22 protein-coding genes are annotated in these 20,255 nt (G+C 63.8%); 9 read left to right on the top strand and 13 right to left on the bottom strand.

Annotated features, from left to right (window positions below; translation table 11 throughout):
• Positions 1-26 precede the first annotated feature (26 nt).
• The gene (aroC, locus tag AC1DX6_RS18780; protein ID WP_477315960.1) at positions 27-1,127 is read right to left on the bottom strand and encodes a chorismate synthase; all 1,101 of its coding nucleotides are present in this window, start codon (positions 1,125-1,127) and stop codon (positions 27-29) included.
• A gap of 183 nt (positions 1,128-1,310) precedes the next feature.
• On the opposite strand from aroC, the gene AC1DX6_RS18775 reads away from it, so the two are divergent.
• Together AC1DX6_RS18775 and AC1DX6_RS18770 are read left to right on the top strand one after the other, a co-directional pair.
• Positions 1,311-1,565 (top strand): DUF1344 domain-containing protein, encoded by a 255-nt coding sequence (locus tag AC1DX6_RS18775; protein ID WP_477315958.1) that lies wholly within the window; start codon positions 1,311-1,313, stop codon positions 1,563-1,565.
• Between the two features lie 229 nt (positions 1,566-1,794).
• Positions 1,795-2,511: a carbonic anhydrase gene (locus tag AC1DX6_RS18770; protein WP_477315956.1), complete on the top strand. Its 717-nt coding sequence runs from the start codon at positions 1,795-1,797 to the stop codon at positions 2,509-2,511.
• A gap of 3 nt (positions 2,512-2,514) precedes the next feature.
• On the opposite strand, the gene AC1DX6_RS18765 is transcribed toward AC1DX6_RS18770, so the two are convergent.
• The 4 genes from AC1DX6_RS18765 to AC1DX6_RS18750 all read right to left on the bottom strand — a co-directional run bounded on the left by AC1DX6_RS18765 (position 2,515) and on the right by AC1DX6_RS18750 (position 5,594).
• A complete protein-coding gene (locus AC1DX6_RS18765; protein ID WP_477315954.1) occupies positions 2,515-3,102 on the bottom strand; it encodes a histidine phosphatase family protein in 588 nt (195 codons plus the stop codon).
• A gap of 56 nt (positions 3,103-3,158) precedes the next feature.
• Positions 3,159-3,977: an enoyl-ACP reductase FabI gene (fabI, locus tag AC1DX6_RS18760; RefSeq protein ID WP_477315952.1), complete on the bottom strand. Its 819-nt coding sequence runs from the start codon at positions 3,975-3,977 to the stop codon at positions 3,159-3,161.
• A gap of 106 nt (positions 3,978-4,083) precedes the next feature.
• The gene (locus AC1DX6_RS18755) at positions 4,084-5,019 is read right to left on the bottom strand and encodes a DnaJ C-terminal domain-containing protein (RefSeq protein WP_477315950.1); all 936 of its coding nucleotides are present in this window, start codon (positions 5,017-5,019) and stop codon (positions 4,084-4,086) included.
• 98 nt (positions 5,020-5,117) lie between these two features.
• Positions 5,118-5,594, bottom strand: coding sequence for an RT0821/Lpp0805 family surface protein (locus AC1DX6_RS18750; protein ID WP_477315948.1), 477 nt, complete (start codon positions 5,592-5,594; stop codon positions 5,118-5,120).
• 40 nt (positions 5,595-5,634) lie between these two features.
• Here AC1DX6_RS18750 and pdxH point away from each other — a divergent pair, with 40 nt between their 5' ends.
• The gene (pdxH, locus tag AC1DX6_RS18745; protein ID WP_477315946.1) at positions 5,635-6,252 is read left to right on the top strand and encodes a pyridoxamine 5'-phosphate oxidase; all 618 of its coding nucleotides are present in this window, start codon (positions 5,635-5,637) and stop codon (positions 6,250-6,252) included.
• Between the two features lie 39 nt (positions 6,253-6,291).
• On the top strand, positions 6,292-6,924 hold the full coding sequence (locus AC1DX6_RS18740) for a LysE family translocator (RefSeq protein WP_477315944.1): 633 nt from the start codon (positions 6,292-6,294) through the stop codon (positions 6,922-6,924).
• 68 nt (positions 6,925-6,992) lie between these two features.
• Here AC1DX6_RS18740 and AC1DX6_RS18735 read toward each other — a convergent pair whose 3' ends face one another.
• Both AC1DX6_RS18735 and AC1DX6_RS18730 read right to left on the bottom strand, forming a co-directional pair.
• The gene (locus AC1DX6_RS18735; protein WP_477315942.1) at positions 6,993-7,742 is read right to left on the bottom strand and encodes a crotonase/enoyl-CoA hydratase family protein; all 750 of its coding nucleotides are present in this window, start codon (positions 7,740-7,742) and stop codon (positions 6,993-6,995) included.
• Positions 7,743-7,777: 35 nt separating this feature from the next.
• Positions 7,778-9,547: an acyl-CoA dehydrogenase gene (locus AC1DX6_RS18730; RefSeq protein ID WP_477315940.1), complete on the bottom strand. Its 1,770-nt coding sequence runs from the start codon at positions 9,545-9,547 to the stop codon at positions 7,778-7,780.
• Positions 9,548-9,832: 285 nt separating this feature from the next.
• Here AC1DX6_RS18730 and AC1DX6_RS18725 point away from each other — a divergent pair, with 285 nt between their 5' ends.
• A complete protein-coding gene (locus tag AC1DX6_RS18725; RefSeq protein WP_477316470.1) occupies positions 9,833-10,963 on the top strand; it encodes a glycoside hydrolase family 25 protein in 1,131 nt (376 codons plus the stop codon).
• A gap of 4 nt (positions 10,964-10,967) precedes the next feature.
• Here AC1DX6_RS18725 and purD read toward each other — a convergent pair whose 3' ends face one another.
• Complete coding sequence (purD, locus tag AC1DX6_RS18720) at positions 10,968-12,245, bottom strand: phosphoribosylamine--glycine ligase (RefSeq protein ID WP_477315939.1); 1,278 nt, start codon at positions 12,243-12,245, stop codon at positions 10,968-10,970.
• A gap of 161 nt (positions 12,246-12,406) precedes the next feature.
• Positions 12,407-13,201, bottom strand: a complete 795-nt coding sequence (locus AC1DX6_RS18715) for a phytanoyl-CoA dioxygenase family protein (RefSeq protein WP_477315937.1) — start codon at positions 13,199-13,201, stop codon at positions 12,407-12,409.
• A 95-nt stretch (positions 13,202-13,296) separates the two neighbouring features.
• Between AC1DX6_RS18715 and AC1DX6_RS18710 the strand changes: the two genes are divergently transcribed.
• Together AC1DX6_RS18710 and ubiA are read left to right on the top strand one after the other, a co-directional pair.
• On the top strand, positions 13,297-14,205 hold the full coding sequence (locus tag AC1DX6_RS18710) for a LysR family transcriptional regulator (RefSeq protein ID WP_477315935.1): 909 nt from the start codon (positions 13,297-13,299) through the stop codon (positions 14,203-14,205).
• A 46-nt stretch (positions 14,206-14,251) separates the two neighbouring features.
• On the top strand, positions 14,252-15,235 hold the full coding sequence (gene ubiA, locus AC1DX6_RS18705; protein ID WP_477315933.1) for a 4-hydroxybenzoate octaprenyltransferase: 984 nt from the start codon (positions 14,252-14,254) through the stop codon (positions 15,233-15,235).
• A 236-nt stretch (positions 15,236-15,471) separates the two neighbouring features.
• Here the strand turns inward: ubiA and AC1DX6_RS18700 are convergent, their stop codons facing one another.
• The 3 genes from AC1DX6_RS18700 to AC1DX6_RS18690 all read right to left on the bottom strand — a co-directional run bounded on the left by AC1DX6_RS18700 (position 15,472) and on the right by AC1DX6_RS18690 (position 18,639).
• Entirely contained in the window at positions 15,472-16,038 is a 567-nt protein-coding gene (locus AC1DX6_RS18700) for a DUF6101 family protein (protein WP_477315931.1), read from the bottom strand.
• Positions 16,039-16,224: 186 nt separating this feature from the next.
• On the bottom strand, positions 16,225-17,655 hold the full coding sequence (locus tag AC1DX6_RS18695; RefSeq protein ID WP_477315929.1) for an FAD-binding oxidoreductase: 1,431 nt from the start codon (positions 17,653-17,655) through the stop codon (positions 16,225-16,227).
• A 9-nt stretch (positions 17,656-17,664) separates the two neighbouring features.
• Complete coding sequence (locus AC1DX6_RS18690; RefSeq protein WP_477315927.1) at positions 17,665-18,639, bottom strand: L-threonylcarbamoyladenylate synthase; 975 nt, start codon at positions 18,637-18,639, stop codon at positions 17,665-17,667.
• A gap of 159 nt (positions 18,640-18,798) precedes the next feature.
• Here AC1DX6_RS18690 and AC1DX6_RS18685 point away from each other — a divergent pair, with 159 nt between their 5' ends.
• Positions 18,799-19,296 carry a hypothetical protein gene (locus tag AC1DX6_RS18685; protein WP_477315925.1) on the top strand — a complete coding sequence of 166 codons (498 nt, stop codon included), beginning with the start codon at positions 18,799-18,801 and terminating at the stop codon, positions 19,294-19,296.
• A gap of 92 nt (positions 19,297-19,388) precedes the next feature.
• A complete protein-coding gene (locus tag AC1DX6_RS18680; RefSeq protein ID WP_477315923.1) occupies positions 19,389-19,778 on the top strand; it encodes a hypothetical protein in 390 nt (129 codons plus the stop codon).
• Positions 19,779-19,885: 107 nt separating this feature from the next.
• Here the strand turns inward: AC1DX6_RS18680 and AC1DX6_RS18675 are convergent, their stop codons facing one another.
• Complete coding sequence (locus tag AC1DX6_RS18675) at positions 19,886-20,218, bottom strand: ATPase (RefSeq protein WP_477315921.1); 333 nt, start codon at positions 20,216-20,218, stop codon at positions 19,886-19,888.
• Between the last annotated feature and the right edge of the window lie 37 nt (positions 20,219-20,255).

Genomic DNA, 20,255 nt, shown 5'->3' with positions numbered 1-20,255 from the left:
TTCCGCTCGAATGGCAAGGTTGAAGATCAGACGCGTCCGGTCTGGCCGCGATGACGCAGATAGTGATCGGCAATAGCGCAGGCAACCATCGCCTCGCCGATCGGCACGGCGCGGATGCCGACGCAGGGATCGTGGCGGCCCTTGGTCATGATATCGACGTCGTTGCCGTCCTTGTCGATCGACTTTCGCGGCGTCAGAATCGACGAGGTCGGCTTGACGGCGAAACGCGCGATGATCGCCTGGCCGGTCGAGATGCCGCCAAGAATGCCGCCGGCATTGTTGGACAGGAAGACCGGCTTGCCGTCATTGCCCATGCGCATCTCATCGGCATTCTCTTCGCCGGTGATGCGGGCGGCCTCAAAACCGTTGCCGATCTCGACGCCCTTGACGGCGTTGATCGACATCAGGCCGGAAGCGATGTCCTGATCGAGCTTGGCGTAGATCGGCGCGCCAAGGCCGGCCGGCACGCCGTCGGCGACGATCTCGATGACCGCGCCGACCGAGGAACCAGCCTTGCGAATGCCGTCGAGATATTGGGTGAACACCGCGACCGATGCCGGATCGGGGGTGAAGAACGGGTTTTCGGCGTCGCCGATGAAATTCCAGTTCCAGTTGGCGCGATCGATCGATTTGACGCCCATAGACACCAGCGCGCCGCGCACCACCATGCCCGGCACCACCTTGCGGGCGAGCGCGCCTGCCGCCACCCGCGCTGCCGTCTCGCGGGCCGAGGAGCGGCCGCCGCCGCGATAATCGCGCACACCGTATTTGGTTTCGTAGGTGTAATCGGCATGGCCCGGCCGGTATTGGCGGGCGATCTCGCCATAGTCCTTGGAGCGCTGGTCGACATTGTCGATCTGCATCGACACCGGCGTGCCGGTGGTGATCATCGTCTCGCCATCCTCATCGAGGATGAAGCCGGACAGGATTTTCACCTCGTCGGGTTCGCGACGCTGGGTGACGAAACGCGACTGGCCCGGGCGGCGCTTATCGAGATCGGCCTGGATTTCTGCGCGGGTGAAGCGGATGCCGGGCGGGCAGCCATCGACGACGCAGCCGAGCGCCGGGCCATGGCTTTCGCCCCAGGTGGTGACACGGAAAAGATGGCCGAACGTGTTGTGAGACATAGAAACCAGCCCTGACCGACTTCAGGTCGATCCATGGGCTGCCTTCTATTGGCGTTTTCCACAGGGGTCAAACTGTGATCTGGCGGATTTAGTTTTGACACATTCGGTTGGTTTCTGCTCTGTTCCATTCACCCGTTGGACACTCGCCGCCATCGTGCCGGCGCAATGACAAAGAGGACGATGATGCGTAGCCTGATTGGCGCTGTTGCCGCCGTGTTGCTGATTTCCACTGCCGCCTATGCCGGCCAGACCGAAGGCCTGATCAAGACGGTCGACAAGGACGCGCTGACGCTGACGCTGGAGGACGGCAAGTCCTACAAGCTGAACGCCGAAACCGATCTCGATGCGCTGAAGCCGGGCATGGACATCGTCATCGCCTATGATGTGAGCAATGGCGAGAATGTCGTGACCGATATGGAACTTCCGGACACCGAGTAGTATTTCCGGCTCTCCAGTGACGGGCACCAGCCTTTGTAGGGCGCTTGCGCCACTTTGGAGCGGCTGCTGAGCCGTCGTCTGTCATCACCCCGTTTCGACTCCCGGCGTTGAGGCGCTTTGGGCAAAGGCTGGACCTTGCCAGCGCCGTTTCTTGGGCGCAATCTCAGTTTGCAGATAAAGCCACGGTGGATTTCGACCACCATCAGAAGATCGGCGATGGAGCCGAACAATGTGCAGCGACTGCAAGCGTAAAGGGGTTGACCGGAGGGGCTTTCTCAAGGTCGGCGCGGGACTGGTCGCGATCGGTCTTGGTGGGGTTTCCTGGTCGGCACGCGCCGCAGAGGCTGCGCCCGCGGTGCCCCCCGATGAAGCGCTTGCTGCGCTGAAATCCGGCAACGAACGCTACATCAGCCACCCGGAACTCTGCTCGATCGACCTTGCCGCGCAGCGGAACGCTGTCGCCGCACATCAGGCACCCTGGGCCACGATCATCAGTTGCGCCGACAGTCGCGTTCCGCCGGAGCTGATCTTCGGCGGCCACGGCGTTGGAGAATTGTTCGTCGCCCGCAATGCCGGCAATCTCGTCGACACAGCCACGCTCGGCACAGTCGAATACGGCGCGGCGGTGCTCGGCTCGCCGTTGATCGTCGTCCTCGCGCACACAAGCTGCGGCGCCGTCAAGGCGGCATGCGACGTGGTCGCCAAGAACGCGACTTATCCGGGCGCCATCGGCCCAATGATCGAACCAATCCTGCCCGCGGCGATCGCCGTGCGAAGCGAAAAAGGCGATTTCGTCGACAACGCCGCCAAGGAGAGCGCGCGCAGGACCGCGCGGCGCCTGACCGTTTCGAGCAAGCTGTTGGCCGGTCTCACCGCGGCGGGGACGCTGAAGATTGTCGCGGCGATCTATGACCTACAAACGGGTACGGTCACCTACATCGAATGACAGCTACAGCCACGCCAGGCTCCGGCCATCCAGCCGGAGCACGCGATCCTGCCGCACTTCCAGGCGCGCCGCCTCTCGTTCGGAAACACCTTCCACCAGACGAAACAAGGTCCGTATGACGCCGCCATGGGTGACGCAGACTGTCTGGCGGTCGAGCGCATCGAGCCACGGCTCTATCCGTTCGAGCAGCATCTGGTAGCTCTCGGCGCCCTCGCCCGGTGGCTGGAAATTCCATTTGTTCCGGCGGCGCGCCTTGGTCGAGCCGGGATCCCTGGCCTCGATTTCGGCAAAGGTGAAACCCTGCCAGTCGCCAAAGTGCACCTCGACCAGGCGCGGATCGGTGCGGTAGGCGTGCGGATCGAGCTGCATCGCCGCACGGATGCGCTCCATCGTCTCGCGCGTGCGGCGCATCGGGCTGGCGACAAAGTCGAAATCTTCGGGGTTGTGGACCAATTCAGCCAGATGTCGGCCATTTTCAGTCGCCTGCTCGCGGCCGAGCGCGTTTATGTCTGTGTCGGCCTGCCCTTGTAGCCGGAAGTCAGCGTTCCACTGCGTCTGGCCGTGGCGCACGATGTAGACGAGCGGATACATCAGGTCTTCCGGAAGAACGTCGTGGCAGGCGGGCGAGCGGCGGTGTTCGCGGGGGGCTAGTCCTTGACCGTCGAAATATCCGGTGCGTCGACCGCCTTCATGCCGACGACATGGTAGCCGGAATCGACATGATGGATCTCGCCGGTGACGCCGCGCGACAGGTCGGACAGGAAATAGACGCCGGAATCGCCGACCTCTTCCTGCGTCACCGTCTGCTTCAGCGGCGAATTGTATTCGTTCCACTTCAGGATGTAGCGGAAGTCGCCGATGCCGGACGCGGCAAGCGTCTTGATCGGGCCGGCGGAGATGGCGTTGACGCGGATCTTCTTGGCCCCGAGGTCGACGGCGAGATAACGCACGCTGGCTTCGAGCGCCGCCTTGGCGACGCCCATGACATTGTAATGCGGCATCACTTTTTCGGCACCGTAGTAGGTCAGCGTCAGCAGCGAGCCGCCATCGGCCATCAGCGCCTCGGCGCGCTTGGCGATGGTGGTGAAGGAATAGACGGAAATGTCCATGGTGCGCAGGAAATTGTCGCGAGTCGTCTCGACATAGCGGCCGGTCAGCTCGTCCTTGTCGGAAAAGGCGATGGCGTGGACGAGGAAGTCGAGCTTGCCCCAGTGCCTGGCGATGTCGGCGAACACCGCATCGAGGCTCGCCGGATCGGTTACGTCGCAATGGCCGGCGATATGCGCGCCCAATTCCGCCGCCAGCGGCTCGACGCGCTTCTTGAACGCCTCGCCCTGATAGGTCAGCGCGATCTCGGCGCCATGGTCGACGCAGGCCTTGGCGATGCCATAGGCGATCGACCTGTTATTCGCGACGCCAAGGATAAGCCCGCGCTTGCCGGCCATAATGCCCTGTCCACCCGCCATGTGAGCGCTCTCCGCAAGATTTTCTGCTTTGTGGAGAGCCTATCGCACAGGCACAGAGTCCCTTCAAGCGCACAAAACCGACAGTTCGGGGGACAAAACGCCGGCTCTAGCCTTTTCGGCTGCGCATCAGCGCCTCGAGTTCGCTGTCGCCGCCCTCCGGCAGCATCAGCCGCACATGGGCGTAGAGATCGCCGTGACCACCGGCTTTTTCAGGCAGGCCGCGGCCCTTCAGCCGCAAAACCTTGTCCGAGCTCGACCAGGCGGGAATGTTGACCGCAAGCTTGCCGGTCGGCGTCTCGACCGGCACTTTGGCGCCCGACACCGCATCGGCCAGCGCCACCGGCAGGTCGGCATGCAGGTCGCGGCCCTCGACGCGGTAGCGCGGATGGCGGCGGATGTGGATCTTGACCAGCGCATCGCCCGGCTGTCCCGGCCCTTGCTCGCCTTGCCCCTTCAGCCGGATGGTCTGGCCGTCCTCGACATAGACGGGGAGCTTGACCGCGACCTTGCGGCCGTCAGGGAACATCGCCGTCACCTTCTCGGCGGTCGCCGCTTCCTCGATGGTGACGTCAAGCGTCACGTTGAGGTCGGCGCCGGTCGGCGCCTGGCGGCGGTCGCCCGCGCCGGCGCCGCGCTGCCCGGAGAAGGCATCGCCAAAGATCTGGCTGAAGATGTCGCTGTTGCCATCGAACGGATCGCCGCCCGGACGCCCCGAGCGAAACTCGAATCGCGAGCCGCCCGCGCCACCCTGCTGTCGGCGAAAGCCGCCGAAGGGATCGCCGCCACCGCCCGCTGCACCCTCAAAGCCCTGAAAACGCGGCTTGCCGTCGCCGTCGATCTCACCGCGATCGAAAGCAGCGCGATTCTTCTCGTCGCCGACGATCTCGTAAGCCTGGTTGGCAGCGGCAAACCGGTCCTTCGCCTTGGGATCATTCGGGTTCTGGTCCGGATGATGCTTCTTGGCGAGTTTGCGGTACGCCGATTTTATGTCCTTGGCCGATGCGTTTTTGGCAACGCCCAGCACCTCATAGGGGTCGCGCATGATTCCTGCCTGCAAGAAGGGTGAATTTACAGTCGCCTTTCATATGCGTCTGTATAGGAAGAAATTCCAGTGCCGTGAACCTGATATCGACGCGAATCTCAGAGTGCCTTGAAGTCCTGCACAAGCCAGGCACCGGCACCGGCCAGGCACACTTCGCCCTGGAACATCGTGACGCCATCGAAGCTTTCGCGCGAGGCTTTGAAGCGGCGGCAGGTCTGGCCGTTGTCCTTGAGTTCTGCCAGCTCGGTGATCGAACCGCGCGATCCGGTATCGGAATTCGCCCACGGCACGGCCTGGCCGGCAAGTTCCTCGATGTCGGCGGAAGACACGGCGTTGCGGATGGTGGTCTGGTCGGAGGCGCGATCCTGGTCGAGCGGCGCGGTCGGGTCAGGCGCGCTTGCGGTGAGGATCGAACGGTCGACCTCGGCCTTTTCAAGGCTGAAGCCGCCTGCCCCGCAAGCGGCGAGCGGTAAAGCGGTCGCCACGATCGCAGCCCTCATGATCGCAGCTTTGACGCTGGCCGAAGCGATAACGCTCCAGTGCCTGCTGTCAAAAGCTTGCGCGATACGCGACAATCGGCAATCTCCCCCAGCCAGCGACAAATTTGGGAAAACTATGAGCGACTCAGAGTTAACAAGCGGTGACTTTACCGAGGCGGCCGAACCTTTCCGCCTCTTTGCCACGTGGCTGAACGATGCGACGAAGAGCGAAATCAACGATGCCAACGGCGTGGCGCTGGCGACCGTCGATGCCGATGGCATGCCGGATGTACGGATGGTGCTGCTCAAGGGGTTCGATGAGGAGGGATTTGTCTTCTACACGAATTTCGAGAGCGCCAAGGGCCGCGAGATTCTTGGCAGCATGAAGGCGGCGATGTGTTTCCACTGGAAATCGCTGCGCCGGCAGGTGCGCATCCGCGGGCCGGTGGAGATCGTCAGCGACGCGGAAGCCGATGCCTATTACGCGACACGGCCGCGCGGCAGCCGCATCGGCGCCTGGGCCTCGAAACAGTCGCGGCAACTGGAAAGCCGATTCGCCTTGGAAAAGGCCGTTGCCGAATACACGGCGCGCTATCCGATCGGCGAAATCCCCAGGCCAAAACACTGGTCGGGCTTTCGCATCGTGCCGCAGACGATCGAGTTCTGGCACGACCGGCCGTTCCGGCTGCACGACCGCGTCGTCTTTTCGCGCAACGCCGAGCGCGGCTGGGACAAGACAAGGCTTTATCCATAGGTGTTTCCGAAAAGCCATCTCGGCTCAAAGGGTGTCCCCATGAACCTGTTCCTTGCCTTTCTCGGTGTCTCGTTCTTCGTGATTGCCACGCCCGGCCCCGACACCGCCATCACCATTCGCAACACCTTGCTCGGCGGACGCATGGGCGGCGTGTTTACCGCGCTTGGCATTTCCAGTGGCCAGATAATCTGGGCTCTGGCCACCAGCGCCGGCATCGTCGCGCTGCTCGTCGCTTCAGAACCTCTGTTCCTTGCGGTCAAATATGTAGGTGCCGCCTATCTCGTCTATCTCGGCTTCAAGGCGTTGCAAGAAGCGGTTCGACCATCACATCGTCAGAGTGCCGGCGCTATTGTCGGACAAGCACGACGGCTGACGGCGGCGAACGCCTATCGGCAGGGTTTGATCAGCGATCTCGGCAATCCCAAGATGGCTGTGTTCTTCGCCAGCCTGTTGCCACAATTCGTGCCGTCGGGCGGGGAGAGTTTTTCAGCGTTGCTCGGTCTCGGAGCGGTCTTCGCCGTCATGACGTTCACCTGGCTGGCACTCTACGCAACGCTGGTCGCCAAGGCGGGAGATTTCCTGCGCCGCCCATCGATCCACCGTTGCATCGAAGGTGTGACCGGCGTCGTGCTGATCGGTTTGGGCATCCGCATTGCGACCGAGCACCGGTAGGCTGGCTAGCTTCACCCCCACCCGGCCCGCGGGCCGACCTCCCCATCGAGGGGAGGTAGAAGGCTGAGCTACTTCTTTCTGGTCATGAACGCGGTGAGCGCTGCGCGCGCCTCGTCCGACTTCAGCCGCTCGCGGAAATGCGCGCTTTCCTCGCCAATGCGGGCGACGAGGTCGTCGCGCGAGCCGCGCATCAGGTCGCGGGCGATCTTTAGCGCCTGCGGCGGCTTGGCCGCGATCTGGCCGGCAGCGGCCAGCACCGAGGCTTCAAGCGCGTTTTCCTCGACGACTTCATAGATCAGCCCGGCGGCTTTTGCCCGTTCGGCGGAAAAACCCTCGCCAAGGCCAAGCAGCGCGAAGGCGCCTTGGCGTCCCAGCACCTGCGGCGCGAGCAGGCTGGAGCCCGCCTCGGGCACCAGGCCGAGATCGACAAAGGGCGTGCGGAACACGGTGCGCGGCGTGGCGAAGGTCAGGTCGCAGTGGAGATTGAGCGTGGTGCCGATGCCGACGGCGATGCCATCGACGCCGGAGACCATCGGCTTTTCCACCTTGGCCAGTGCCATCAGGAAGTCCCAGACCTCGGTGCCACCGTCGCCGCCAGTGGCGACGACCAGGAAATCGGCGAGATCGTTGCCTGAGGAGAAGGCGCCGGGTGCGCCGAGGAAGACATGGACGCGGACCGCCGGATCGGCGTCGCCCGCGGCCAAGGCCGCCGACATGGTCGCGTACATGGCGCGCGTCAGCGCATTCTTCTTGTCGGGACGGTTCATGCGGATGATCTGGATGGCGCCCTGGCGCTCGACGAGAATATGGTCTGTCACGGTCTTTTTTCCCTGGTGAACGTCAAGCGGAGAATTCAGGCGGAGATCAGCGTCTTGCCGGCAAGAGCAACGCTTTCGGCGCCGTCGAGAATGCGTGCCTTCAAAGCATGTGTCTCGCCAAGCAGGTTTTCGGCGAAGAAGCGGCAAAGCGCGATACGGTTCTGGTCGGCAAGCCCACCGCGCGCCAGATAGGCGCCGCCGGCGGCAAGCGAGATCAGTCTGAGATAGGGCGTGGCACCGGCCATCGCGTCGTCGGAGCGACCGTCGGCCAGCAATTTCTGCAGGAAGCGCGTCGCTTCGATCAGATCGTCGAGCGTCCGGTCGAGGTTCTCCGCGGTGCGGCCGAAACCCTCAAGGTTGGAGGTCCGCACCGCATTGGCGACGGCCGCAAGTTCGGCGATGTAGCCGTGCACATGCTCGCCGCCACCGAGCGGCAGTTTGCGCGCCACCAGATCGATCGCCTGGATGCCGTTGGTGCCCTCATAGATCGGCGCTATGCGGGCGTCACGGTAAAGCGCTGCAGCCCCCGTCTCCTCAATGAAACCCATGCCGCCATGCACCTGAACGCCAAGCGAAGCGACGTCGACGCCGACATCGGTCGAAAAGGCCTTGGCCAGCGGCGTCAACAGATTGGCGCGGTCGCGCCAATGCGTCGCCGCCTCGCCGGTGGACACGCGCGCGCTGTCGATGGCGTGGGCGCAGGAATAGCTGATGGCGCGCGCGATCTGCGTCAGCGCCTTCATGGTCAAAAGCGTGCGCTGCACGTCCGGGTGATGGACGATCGGCGCCATGCCGGCGCCGTTGTAGCTTGCGGCCTTGCCTTGCCGGCGGTCATTGGCATAGGCGATCGCCTTTTGCGTTGCGGCTTCGGCGACTGCGACGCCCTGCATGCCGACGCAAAGCCTTGCATTGTTCATCATGGTGAACATGCAGGCGAGGCCCTTGTTCTCCTCGCCGATCAGCCAGCCGATGGCGCCGGGTGCGGCGCCTTCAAAACCGTCGCCATAGATCATGGTGCAGGTCGGCGAAGCGTGGATGCCCAGCTTGTGCTCGAGCCCGGAGCAGAAGACATCGTTGCGGGCGCCGAGCGACCCATCGTCGCCGACCAGGAATTTCGGCACCAGGAACAGCGATATGCCACGCGTGCCGGCCGGCGCATCGGGCAACCGCGCCAACACCAGATGGATGATGTTGTCGGTGAAATCGTGCTCGCCATAGGTGATGAAGATTTTCTGGCCGAAGATGCGATAGGTGCCGTCGCCGGCCGGCTCGGCTCGGGCGCGCAAGGCAGCTAGGTCCGAACCCGCCTGCGGCTCGGTCAGGTTCATCGTGCCCATCCATTCGCCGGAGACGAGCTTAGCCAGATATTTGGCCTTGAGCGCCGGTGAGGCATGCTTGTCCAGCGCTTCGACCGCGCCCATGGTCAGCGTCGGCCCGATGCCGAAGGCCATGGCGGCGGAGTTCCACATTTCGAGCGCGGCGACGCCGAGCATAGTCGGCAGCCCCTGGCCGCCAAACTCTTCAGGCCCCGACAGCGCGTTCCAACCGCCGTCGATCCAGTGGCGATAAAGCGCTTTCCAGCCTGGCGGCATGGTGACGGCGGCGTCCTTCAGCACCGCACCGTGCTCGTCACCGATCTTGTAGAGTGGCGCTACCTCTTCGCTGGCAAAGCGGCCGGCCTCGGCCAGGATGGCGTCGACAAGGTCTTCGCCGAGATCGCCAAAGGTGCCAGCATCGAGCGCAGGCTTGAGGCCGGCAACGTGCTTCAGCGTGAAGGCAATGTCCTCGACCGGTGCCCTGTACATGCTGCTTGCTCCTCCCTAACTTTGCGGGCCGACCCTAGAACCAGCGCGGCCGCAAAACCATCCGCCTTTGGGCGGTCTCCCCTCTTCTTTTTACGTAAACGTCAAACTTTGTCACGCGGATTTTGCAATCTGCGAGGCGCGCCTGAGGCCGTCTCAGCTGTGGCTCAGACCCCAAAAGCATTTCCTTAACCATAGCGGTTCACCATCGGTGTTTGGTCAGCGGGGATTCCCTGTTTGAAAACGCCGGCGCATCTTTTTCGCCGCTCAGCGCTCGCTCTCGCGGCGATGGTGACGCTGACAACGGCCGCACAGGCCTCGGATTTCGCCGAGCCGTGGAAGAGTGCCGACCGCGCTCTGGTCATCGACGCCTACGAATACAATTCCATCGACTGGGGGCAACTGGCCACCGACAAGCGCGTCGTCGGCTTCATCAACAAGGCCTCCGACGGACTGCCGCCGCCCTATTTCTGCTCCGGCGACGAGACCGAAATCAGGCTCTGCAAGACGCTGTGGAAACGCTATGCGGTGACGCGCGAACTGTTCCAGACGCGCAAGGTGGTGGCCAAGGCGCTCGGGCTGAAATGGGGTGCCTATCACCTCGCCCGCCCCGGCAACCCGATCGATCAGGCCAATAGTTTCATCGATTTCGCCGAACCGGCGCCGGACGATCTGATGGCTCTGGATGTCGAGGGCAACGATCCGACGCAATGGATGTCACTCGAGGATGCCGAAGAGTTCGTGCGCCAGGTGCATCGACGCATTGGCCGCTTCCCGGTGCTCTACACCAACGGCAAGACTGCCCAGTACATTGCAGACAACCGCTACAAGTACCGGCTCTTGTCGCGGCTGCCGCTTTGGTATGCGCGCTACAAGCCCGACATCGACGTGCATTTTCCGATGGGCAACTGGCAAGGCTACGCGCTCTGGCAGTTTTCGGCGCAAGCCAATTGCGGCCGGTTGCACTGCCCCTATCGGGTCGCGGGCACACCTAACGACATCGACGTGAATGTGGCGCCGATGGATGCAGCTGCGCTGCGCCAACAATGGGCCTTTGGCGGCCTGATCGACGTGCCGGCGGACTATCTCGCCTCGATACCGGTGCCGGTTTCGCGCCAGGCGGGGCTGGCCGGCAATGTCACCATCACCTACGCTTCGGTGGCGACACCGCCGACGGTCGAGGAGATGGTCGCAGTGATCGGCGCACGCTGGTCGAGATTCCGCGACGGCTTCCGCATCCCGGTGGTGAAGACGGTGCCGCGGCGGCCGAGTTTCGGCATTGTCCAATATGTCGCCTGGAAGCGGACGGAACAGCGTTCACCGGCACAGCTCGAGGCCGCCTTCACCGCGGCGGCCGACCCGGTCAGTACTGCTTCGACGGGACTCGCCAGCGGCAAAGGCCCGTCTCGCCCATTTTAGAGGGTCAGCCGACCTTCTCGCGCGCCACAGCCTGCCAGCCGATATCGCGGCGACAAAAACCTTGCGGCCAGTCGATGCGGTCGAGCGCGGCATAGGCTTTTTTCTGCGCCTCGCCGACGGTCTTGCCGGTCGCGGTGATGTTGAGCACGCGGCCGCCATTGGCGACCAGCGCGCCGCTGTTGATGGCCGTGCCGGCATGAAAGATCTCGACGCCATCGCTGGCGGCTTCGTCGAGGCCGCGGATGACCGAGCCCTTTTCCGGTGCACCGGGATAGCCCCTCGCCGCCATCACCACTGTCAGTGCCGCCTCATCGCGCCAGCGCACTGAGGTATGGGCAAGCTGGCCATCGGCGGAAGCATTGAGCAGGACCAGCAGATCGTCCTTCAGCCGCATCATCAGCACCTGGCATTCCGGGTCGCCGAAGCGGGTGTTGTATTCGATCAGTTTTGGGCCCTTGTCCGATATCATCAGCCCGGCAAACAGCACGCCTGAAAACGGCGCGCCTGTTTCAGCCATGCCGCGCATGGTCGGCTCGATGATCTCGCGCATGGTGCGTTCGATCATCTCTGCCGTCATTACCGGCGCCGGCGAATAGGCGCCCATGCCGCCGGTGTTGGGGCCGGTGTCGCCGTCGCCGACGCGCTTGTGATCCTGCGCGGTGCCGAAGGGCAAGGCAGTAACGCCGTCGCACAGGCAGAAGAAGCTGGCCTCCTCACCGGTGAGGAACTCCTCGACCACGACCTCGGCGCCGGCCTGGCCGAAGGAGCCGTCGAAACAGGCATCGAGTGCGGCCAGCGCCTCATCCAGCTTCATGGCGACGGTGACGCCTTTGCCGGCGGCGAGACCGTCGGCCTTGATGACGATCGGCGCCCCCATCTTCTCGACATAGGCTTTCGCCGAGGCCAGATCGCCGAAGCGGCCATAGGCAGCGGTCGGGATGTTGTATTTGGCGCAAAGATCCTTGGTGAAACCTTTCGAGCCTTCCAGCCGCGCCGCAGCCTTCGAAGGGCCGAAGACGCGGATGTTTGCGGCACGAAGATCATCGGCAATGCCGGCAACCAGCGGCCCTTCCGGCCCGACCACGACGAGGTCGATTTTCTTCTCAGCGCAGAAGGCGGTCACCGCCGCATGATCTTTGATGTCGAGCGTCACCAGCTCGGCTTCGCGGCCGATGCCCGGATTGCCCGGCGCAGCGTAGAGTTTGGTCAGCAGCGGCGATGCGGCAAGCTTCCAGGCCAGGGCATGTTCGCGGCCGCCTGAGCCGATCAGTAAAACGCGCATGCCAACATCCCTTGCCATTCCAAGACAAGGACTGCGCTATTGCCCGCCGGGCGATGGGTCAAGACTTTTGCGGTTCTTGAGACCGATTGCGCACGGGAACGTTGGGCAATCAACGTCCCCGATGCGTCGAACCGGCGGTTCTGTCAGCTCCGGAAGACGGCTTAGCTGCTGAAGATGGTGGGAAACCAGTCCTCGCGTAGTTTCTGCCCCGGCTTCATGTCATGGCCGGGATAGGGCGGCGAGGTGCGGCCGGGCCGTTCGACATAGCGCGCATCGTCGCCGACCCAGCGCAGCGACAGCGCCCGGCGCCGGGCCGCGGTCATGTTGCCGCGCGCGCCGTGTGCGGTCCTGAAGTCGAACAGGATGGCGTCGCCCGGTTCCATCTCCCATTCGAGAACCTTCAGCGATGGGTCGTTGTCGGGGTCGGGCACCGGCCGATAGTCGCCCTCGCCGGCGTAGAAATTGGCATCGTTCAGCCAGCGCACCGGCAGGACCATCTTTTCCCATTTGTGCGAACCGGCGATCAGCCTCAGCGTCGCCTCCTTGACCGGATCGATCGGGATCCAGAAGCTGACGGTCTGGCTGCCATCGACGAAGTAGTACGGGATGTCCTGATGCCAGGGCGTCGGCTTCTGGGTGCCGGGCTCCTTCACCAGCACGTGGTCGTGGAAGAACTGGGCGCTGCGCGACTGCATCACCGCCGCGGCCAGTTCGGCAGCCGGCGAATGGCGCACCACGTCGACGAATTCGGGAATGCGTTCCCAGTTGCAGTAATCGTCGAAGAAGCTGCCCTTGCCATTGGCGATATCCGACGCCGCAGCGCTACGGTTCTGCATGTTGCGCTCGATGCCGGCGGCGATGGTGTCGACCCAATCCTTGAAGGCGCCGCGGATGCAAACGGCGCCATCACGCTGGTAGTCGGCAATTGTCTCGGCATCGATATGTTGGGCAGCCATCAGTTCGCTTCCTTCTCTCAGGGGATGACCGACTATCGCAGCAGCTGTCCATCAGGTAAAATAATAACTTTCCATGCAAGGCATAGAACCAGACTATGAATTTGACCCTGGTACAGCTGCGTTATCTCGTCGCCGTGGCGCGTCACGGCAGCGTCACCGTGGCGGCGCGAACGCTGAACGTCTCACAGCCGTCGATTTCGGTGGCCATCGACAACGTCGAGAAGAATTTTGGCCAAAAACTGTTTGTCCGCCAGCGTGGCAGCGGCATTTCGCTGACCTCGTTTGGCCGGACAGCGGTGGCGAAGGCGAAGCAAGTGCTAGCCGAGGCGGACGAACTCGCCGGCCTTGGATCGCGCGAAGCGGCTGTCGCCGGCGAGCTGGTGCTGGGATGCTTCGAGGATCTTGCGCCCTATTTCGCGCCAGCTCTCATCCGCGCCTTCTCGGAGCGCTGTCCGGGCGTCGAGATCGTCATTCGCGACGAGACGTTCGAGACGCTTGGACGGCGGCTAAGCGACTCTGCGATCGATCTCGGCCTCAGCTATGATCTCGGCCTGCCCAGCCATTTTGCCCGTATCCTGCTGCATGAGCTCAGGCCGCATGCGCTGCTGCCGGCCGGGCACGCACTGGCGAGCCGTGCCACCGTCAGCCTGGCGGACCTCGCGGCCTACCCATTGATCACCACCGACCAGCCGCACAGCTGGCAGCATATGCTCGACCTGTTTCGCAGCCGTGGCCTTTCGCCGGTGGCCGACGCCAGGACAAGTTCGTTCGAGCTGCAGCGCAGCATGGTGGCCAATGGTTTCGGCGTCGCCGTCAGCTACACCCGCCCGCATGGCGACCTGAGTTATGACGGCCTGCCGCTGATCTGCAAACCGCTCTCGGACCCGCTGCCCATGCAGCGCATCATCCTGACCCACGATACGCGCCAGCGCCTGTCGAATGCCGCGCTGGCGTTCATCGATGTGGCGAAAGGCTGGTTCTCCGCCCACGATATTTTCACCTGACGAGATCGGTCTTGACGGCTTTCGCCGCTGCTGCCACTCCAGCGGTATGGAAACCGTGCAATCGAAAGCAGCGCAGGGCCGCGTCGCCGACGCGCCGAGCGGCCATTGGGTCTACCGCGTTCTGCCGCGCTGGCTATGGCCCTTTGCGCAACTGGCCCGATGGGACCGGCCGATCGGCTGGCAGTTGCTGTTGTGGCCGTGCTGGTGGTCGGCTGCCCTGGCGGCAAGCGCCTATCCCCGCCCCGGCGATCCGCTGCTCTCGCTCCTGCCGGCGCCATGGTATCTCGTGCTGTTCCTGATCGGCGCCATCGCCATGCGCGGCGCCGGCTGCACCTATAACGACCTGGTCGATCAGGACATCGACAACCAGGTCGAGCGCACGCGCTCGCGGCCGCTGCCGTCGGGCAAGGCGACACGCCGGCAGGCCTGGATATTCCTCGTTATCCAGGCATTGGTCGGCCTGGCGGTGCTCTTGCAGTTCAACGACTTCGCCATCCCGCTCGGCATCGCTTCGCTGTTGATCGTCGCCGTCTATCCGTTCATGAAGCGGTTCACCAATTGGCCGCAGCTGGTGCTTGGCCTCGCCTTTTCCTGGGGCGCGCTGATGGGATGGGCGGTGGAGTTCGGCGATCTCGATGGGCCGGCCGTGATGCTCTATATCGGCTCGATCCTGTGGGTGATCGGCTATGACACGATCTATGCGCATCAGGACAAGGAAGACGACGCCATCGTCGGCGTGCGCTCGACGGCGCGCCTGTTCGGCGACAACACCAAGACCTGGCTCGTCGGGCTCTATGGCGGGGCGCTGGTCTGCTTTGCCATCGCCTTTGCCTCGGCGCAGGCACCGGTGCCAGCGCTGGCCGGGCTGATCGCCGCCGGCGCCCATATGGCGCGGCAGATAGCCAGGCTCGATATCAACAATCCGGACCAATGCTTGCGGCTGTTCAAATCGAACAACCAGGTCGGCTGGCTGATCTTTCTCGGCCTGCTCGGCGGCGCGCTGTGGGTGACGCTGAAACCGCTGGTGTAAGCTCCCTTCTCCCCGTCACTATACGGGGAGAAGGTGGCGGCAGCCGGATGAGGGGCAGCGCCAACCTTTGAGGCAAAGTGAAATGCACGGCGGCGATAGCGCGTGCGTCAGATCAATTTTGAATTAGACAACCGGCTTGGTCAGCGCCGCCCCTCATCGCCCTGCCGGGCACTTCTCCCCGTATAGTGACGGGGAGAAGAAGCTGTCGTTGGCGGTTTCGCCAATCGCCGGCCAAGCTACTCTCTGGAAATAATCTCATGGCCGTCGACGACCAGCCTGAGGCCGAGATCGCCGGCCCTGCGGCGGGCAAGGAACCGCGGCCGGCGGGTGGTCGAGACGCGGCCCTTGCGGCGGTCCTGCGGCGGCAGCGCCTTGATGGCGGCGCCGAGTGATTCTTCCAGCGTGCGGGCAATGCCGTCGGCTTCGATCAGCAGCATCTGCAAGCGATAGGCTTCGGCCCAGGCGCGCCAGTCGGCGGCGACATCGTCGAGATCGTCGGCGACCAGCAACGGCACCGACAGCATCGGATCATTGTGCAGAAGTTCCAGTGTCACCGTGACATTGCCTTCCGGATCTTCCATCGCGCGGGCGGCGACGCCGCGAAACGCGTTGGCGGGCAGAGCGATGATCGCCGGCACGCCGCTCATCTCGAGCGTGCGGCGGATAACGGCACCACGCTGGTCGATGGTGAAAGTCACGTCGCCATAGTCGTCGCGCGTGGCATAGCTCACCACTTGCGGCAGGCGAAATGGGTCGAGGCGCATGTTGCGCCCAGCCCAGATGGGCTTCAGTACACTGTTCATCTACTGCCTTCCTGTGTTTCTCCTGAGAGCCGTTTTCACGGATCCCACCGGGCCGGTTTTCCCAGCCTCGTTATGGCGAAACAGTAGCGCGGGCTCCTTACCGCCCGGCTTAAGAAAGTCGGTTAAATTTTGCTGATCTCAGGGGATGGTTATCGGAATGAGACTGAGCGCAAGATGTTGAAAGGATCAGATAACCTTACCGGGATTCATGATCCCGGCGGGGTCGAAAGCAGCCTTCACTCTGCGCATCAGGTCGATCGCCATTGGCGGCGCGGTCGCGATCAATTCGTCGCGCTTCAACTGGCCGATGCCATGCTCGGCCGAGATCGAACCGTGAAAGGAGCGCACGACGTCGTGCACGGCCTTGTTCATGGTGTGATAGAGGCCGAGAAAGGCCTCGTCATCGCCGTCGACGGGCCGGGAGATGTTGTAGTGCAAATTGCCGTCGCCCATGTGGCCGAAGCAGACCACCCGCGCACCGGCACTGACCGAAGCCACGGCGCCGGCGGCTTTTCCAATGAATTCTGGGATCGATGATATCGGCACGGAAATGTCATGCTTGATCGAGGCGCCCTCGGGTTTCTGGCACTCGGGCAGCACCTCGCGGAAATTCCAGAAGGCGTCGCCCTGGGCGAGGCTCGCCGCAATCACCGCGTCGCCGACGATGCCTTGCTCCAGACCGGCCGACAGCACCTCCTCGATCAGCGCCTTGCCGTCCTCTTCCGAACGGCCGGAGGAGACCTGCATCAGCACATACCAGGGCCAGTCCTCGGCCAGCGGACGGATAACGCCCTGCGCATGCTTCAGCGTGTAGTCGTAGGGCCTTTTGGCGATCAGCTCGAAAGCGGTGAGCGACGCGCCGGCCCGGCCCATTGCCAGGCTGAACAGCGACAGTGCCGCCTCGGGCGACGGCAGACCGGCAAAGGCCACTTCGCGGCCCTTGGGCTTGGGGAACAGCTTAAGCACGGCGGCGGTGATGACGCCGAGCGTGCCTTCGGCGCCGACAAACAGGTTCTTCAGATCGTAGCCGGTGTTGTCCTTCTTCAGCTTGCGCAGATCGTCGAACACCTCGCCGGTCGGCAGCACCACTTCGACGCCGAGGCAGAGTTCACGTGCATTGCCGTAGGCAAGCACACCGGTGCCGCCGGCGTTGGAGGAGAGATTGCCGCCGATCTGGCAGGAGCCTTGCGCGGCGAGCGACAGCGGAAACAGCCGGTCGGCGGCATCGGCCGCTTCCTGCAAAGTCTGCAGGATGACGCCGGCCTCGACGGTCACCGTGTTGGAGAGGACATCGATCTCGCGGATGCGGTTCAGCCGCGATAGCGACAGCACGATTTCGCGACCGGATGTGTCCGGCACCTGGGCGCCGACCAGCCCGGTGTTGCCGCTTTGCGGCACGATGGGCGTTCCGGTCTCGCTCGCCAGGCGCATGATACGGCTGACCTCGTCGACGCTGCCGGGCCTCAGCACCAGCGCCGTCCGGCCGTGCCAAAGTCCGCGCCGCTCGGTGAGGTAAGGCGCGATGTCCTGCTGGTCGCGCAACGCATATTTGTCCCCGACGATGGAAGCGAAGCGATCGATGAGAGCGGGGGCGAGGTCTGCGAGAATTTCGGTCATGGCTGAAAGCTATGTCTCGGACGCGGAGATGTCACGAGGGGCGGCGGCACGCGCAAGCCGGTCGTTGATCGCTTCGCCCAAGCCGTCGAACGGGATCGGCTCGACGGCAATGCTTGTCGCGCCGCTGCGGTCGAGCTCCTGAAGCTGCGCGAAGAGATTGCTGGCGGCTTCGCGCAGGTCGCCTGATACGGACAGGTTGAGCACGGCGGCCGCACCTTGCCAGCCTTCGGCACGGCGGCCACCAAAGGCCAGCAGAGCCTCGCCCTTGGCGATTTTTTCGGCGTTGAGCCGCACCGCGGCACTCGGCGCATAGTGCGAGGCGAGCATGCCGGGTGCCTCGATGCCCGCTGTCGCGCCGCGCAGCAGTTTTGTCCCCGCGACCGCCTCGATCTCCCTGGCGGCGATGCCGCCCGGCCGCAGCAGCCGCAGCGTTGCGCCTTCTACCTTGACGATGGTCGATTCCAGCCCGACCGGAGTCGCGCCGCCATCGACCACCAGCCTGATCCTGGCACCGAGATCGGCGGCTACTGCCTCAGCTGTCGTGGCGCTGATTTTTCCCGAGGAATTGGCGCTGGGCGCCGCCAGCGGGCGGCCAAGCCTGGCAATCAGGTCGCCGCCAAAACCTTTCGGCATGCGCAGCGCGATCGTGTCCAGCCCGGCGGTGACCAGCGGATGGATGCCGTTGCCGGCCCGCTGGGGCAGCACCAGCGTCAGCGGCCCCGGCCAGAACGCCTGCGCCAGCCTTTTCGACAGCGGATCGAACAGCGCAATGCGCTCGGCCATCGCCAGATGGGCGATATGGGCGATCAGCGGATTGAAGCGCGGGCGGCCCTTGACCTCGAAAATGCGCGCCACGCCGATGCCATTGGTCGCATCGCCGGCCAGCCCATAGACCGTTTCGGTGGGGATGGCGACGACATCGCCACCTTCGAGCAATGCCAGCGCCCGCTCCATCGCCTCGCCGGCGGCAACTATCTCAGCCACTGTCATCACCTCGCAGATGCCGGGTGCGTAGTACGGTGGCGCTTATGGGGCAAGTCCGGGCGTTGGCGAATTATCAATCCCTAAAATGCTATGCTTCCTCGCAAGCCGGCATCAATTCCCTAACGCTATCGTGTCGGCTTTATGGCAAGGGGGAATATCATGGTGTCAGTGCGTATGCTTGGAGCGCTTGGTTTCACCCTGGCGGCGATGACCGGCGGGGCGCAGGCCTCTTCAATTCTCGTTCTCGGCGCATCGACGTCGACGCCGTCCGTGGTCAGGCTTGGCTCGCCCGAACCGGTAAAGATCGCTGCCTCCACCACGCCATCGATTGTGGCGCTCGGCGACCCTGAGCCCGACGTCACCTATGAAAAGGTCGCGGCGATCCCGGGCGAACACAAATCTGGCTCCATGCAGCCTCCGATGATCATTCGTGGCGGCGTCGTCGGCGGCGCCTTCGCGTCGCCCGCCGCACCGGCCAAGGCCGCGACTGCCGCCGCGCCGGCAGCCGGCGACAAACCTGCGGTTGACACCAAGCCTGCAGGGGCAACGACCGAAGCCTATGGCAAGCCACAGCCTGAAGCACAATCGCAGCCTCAACCGGCAGCAGCGGCTCAGCCGGCGACACCGCCGGGACGCCCTGCAGAAAAACTCATGTAGACCGTTCGGCTTGACGCCGATCCGCCGGCGGGCGCACCATCACGCCATAGCGCCGCGCCGGGTCTCCCGGCTCAGGACAACGGGGGGTTATCATGAACAAGGCTAGATCATTTGCCGTCGCCGGCCTGTTGCTGACATCATTGCTGGGCACGGGAGCTGCCCGTGCCGATGACATGCTGGGGTCCTATGTCGCGCGCATTTCCGACCGGGACCACCATGCCAGCGATGGCTACGAACTGGACAGTGCCGCGCAGATGGTGCGGCAGGACCGCGCCAACTGGCACAAGTTTCACCGGCGCGACGCCGACGACCAGGGTGACGACTGGTTCGGGAGCAATGATGACCGCGCGAATTTGCAGCGCATGCTGCAGCGCGGCGGCGCGATGAGTTCCTCGACCAAGCGCGCCATCGTCAATGGCGAGCCGCTGATCCAGGTCGACGTCTACGAAGACAGCGTGCACGTCAGCATTCTCGAGGATTGACTTCGTCAACCTCGGGAGGACTGACGAAGTCAGCTTCCGGGAGACCGACAAAAAACAGGGCGGCTGATGTGCCGCCCTGTTTCGTCACCGCAGTCGATTGAGAAATCTCAGGCCGCTTCATCCTTGTCGTCGGCGGCCTCGTCGGACTCTTCCTTCTCGTCAGCGTCGTCGCCTTCGGCCTTCACGCTGTCGTCGTCCTCGTCGTCATTCTCTTCGTCTTCTTCGTCCTCGTCGTCGCCTGACAGGACGGCAGCCTTGTCGTCTTCCTCGTCGGTATCTTCGCTGTCTTCGTCATCGCCATCCTCGTCGTCATCCGACAGATCGGCAGCTTCGATTGCAGCGGCAGCGGTTTGATCGAGGGTGGTTTCGGAAGCGGATTCAAGCGCCTCGGCGTCGCCCGAGGTTTCTTCTGTCACTTCGATTTCGTGAGCGGAATTCATGGAAGCCTCCGTTGGGTTGGGGAACATGTCCCTTTTG

The organism is Mesorhizobium sp. P2_C4, from assembly GCF_056404575.1.
Note: the sequence above shows the minus strand (reverse complement) of the source record. Positions and strands in the feature narration are given on the sequence as shown.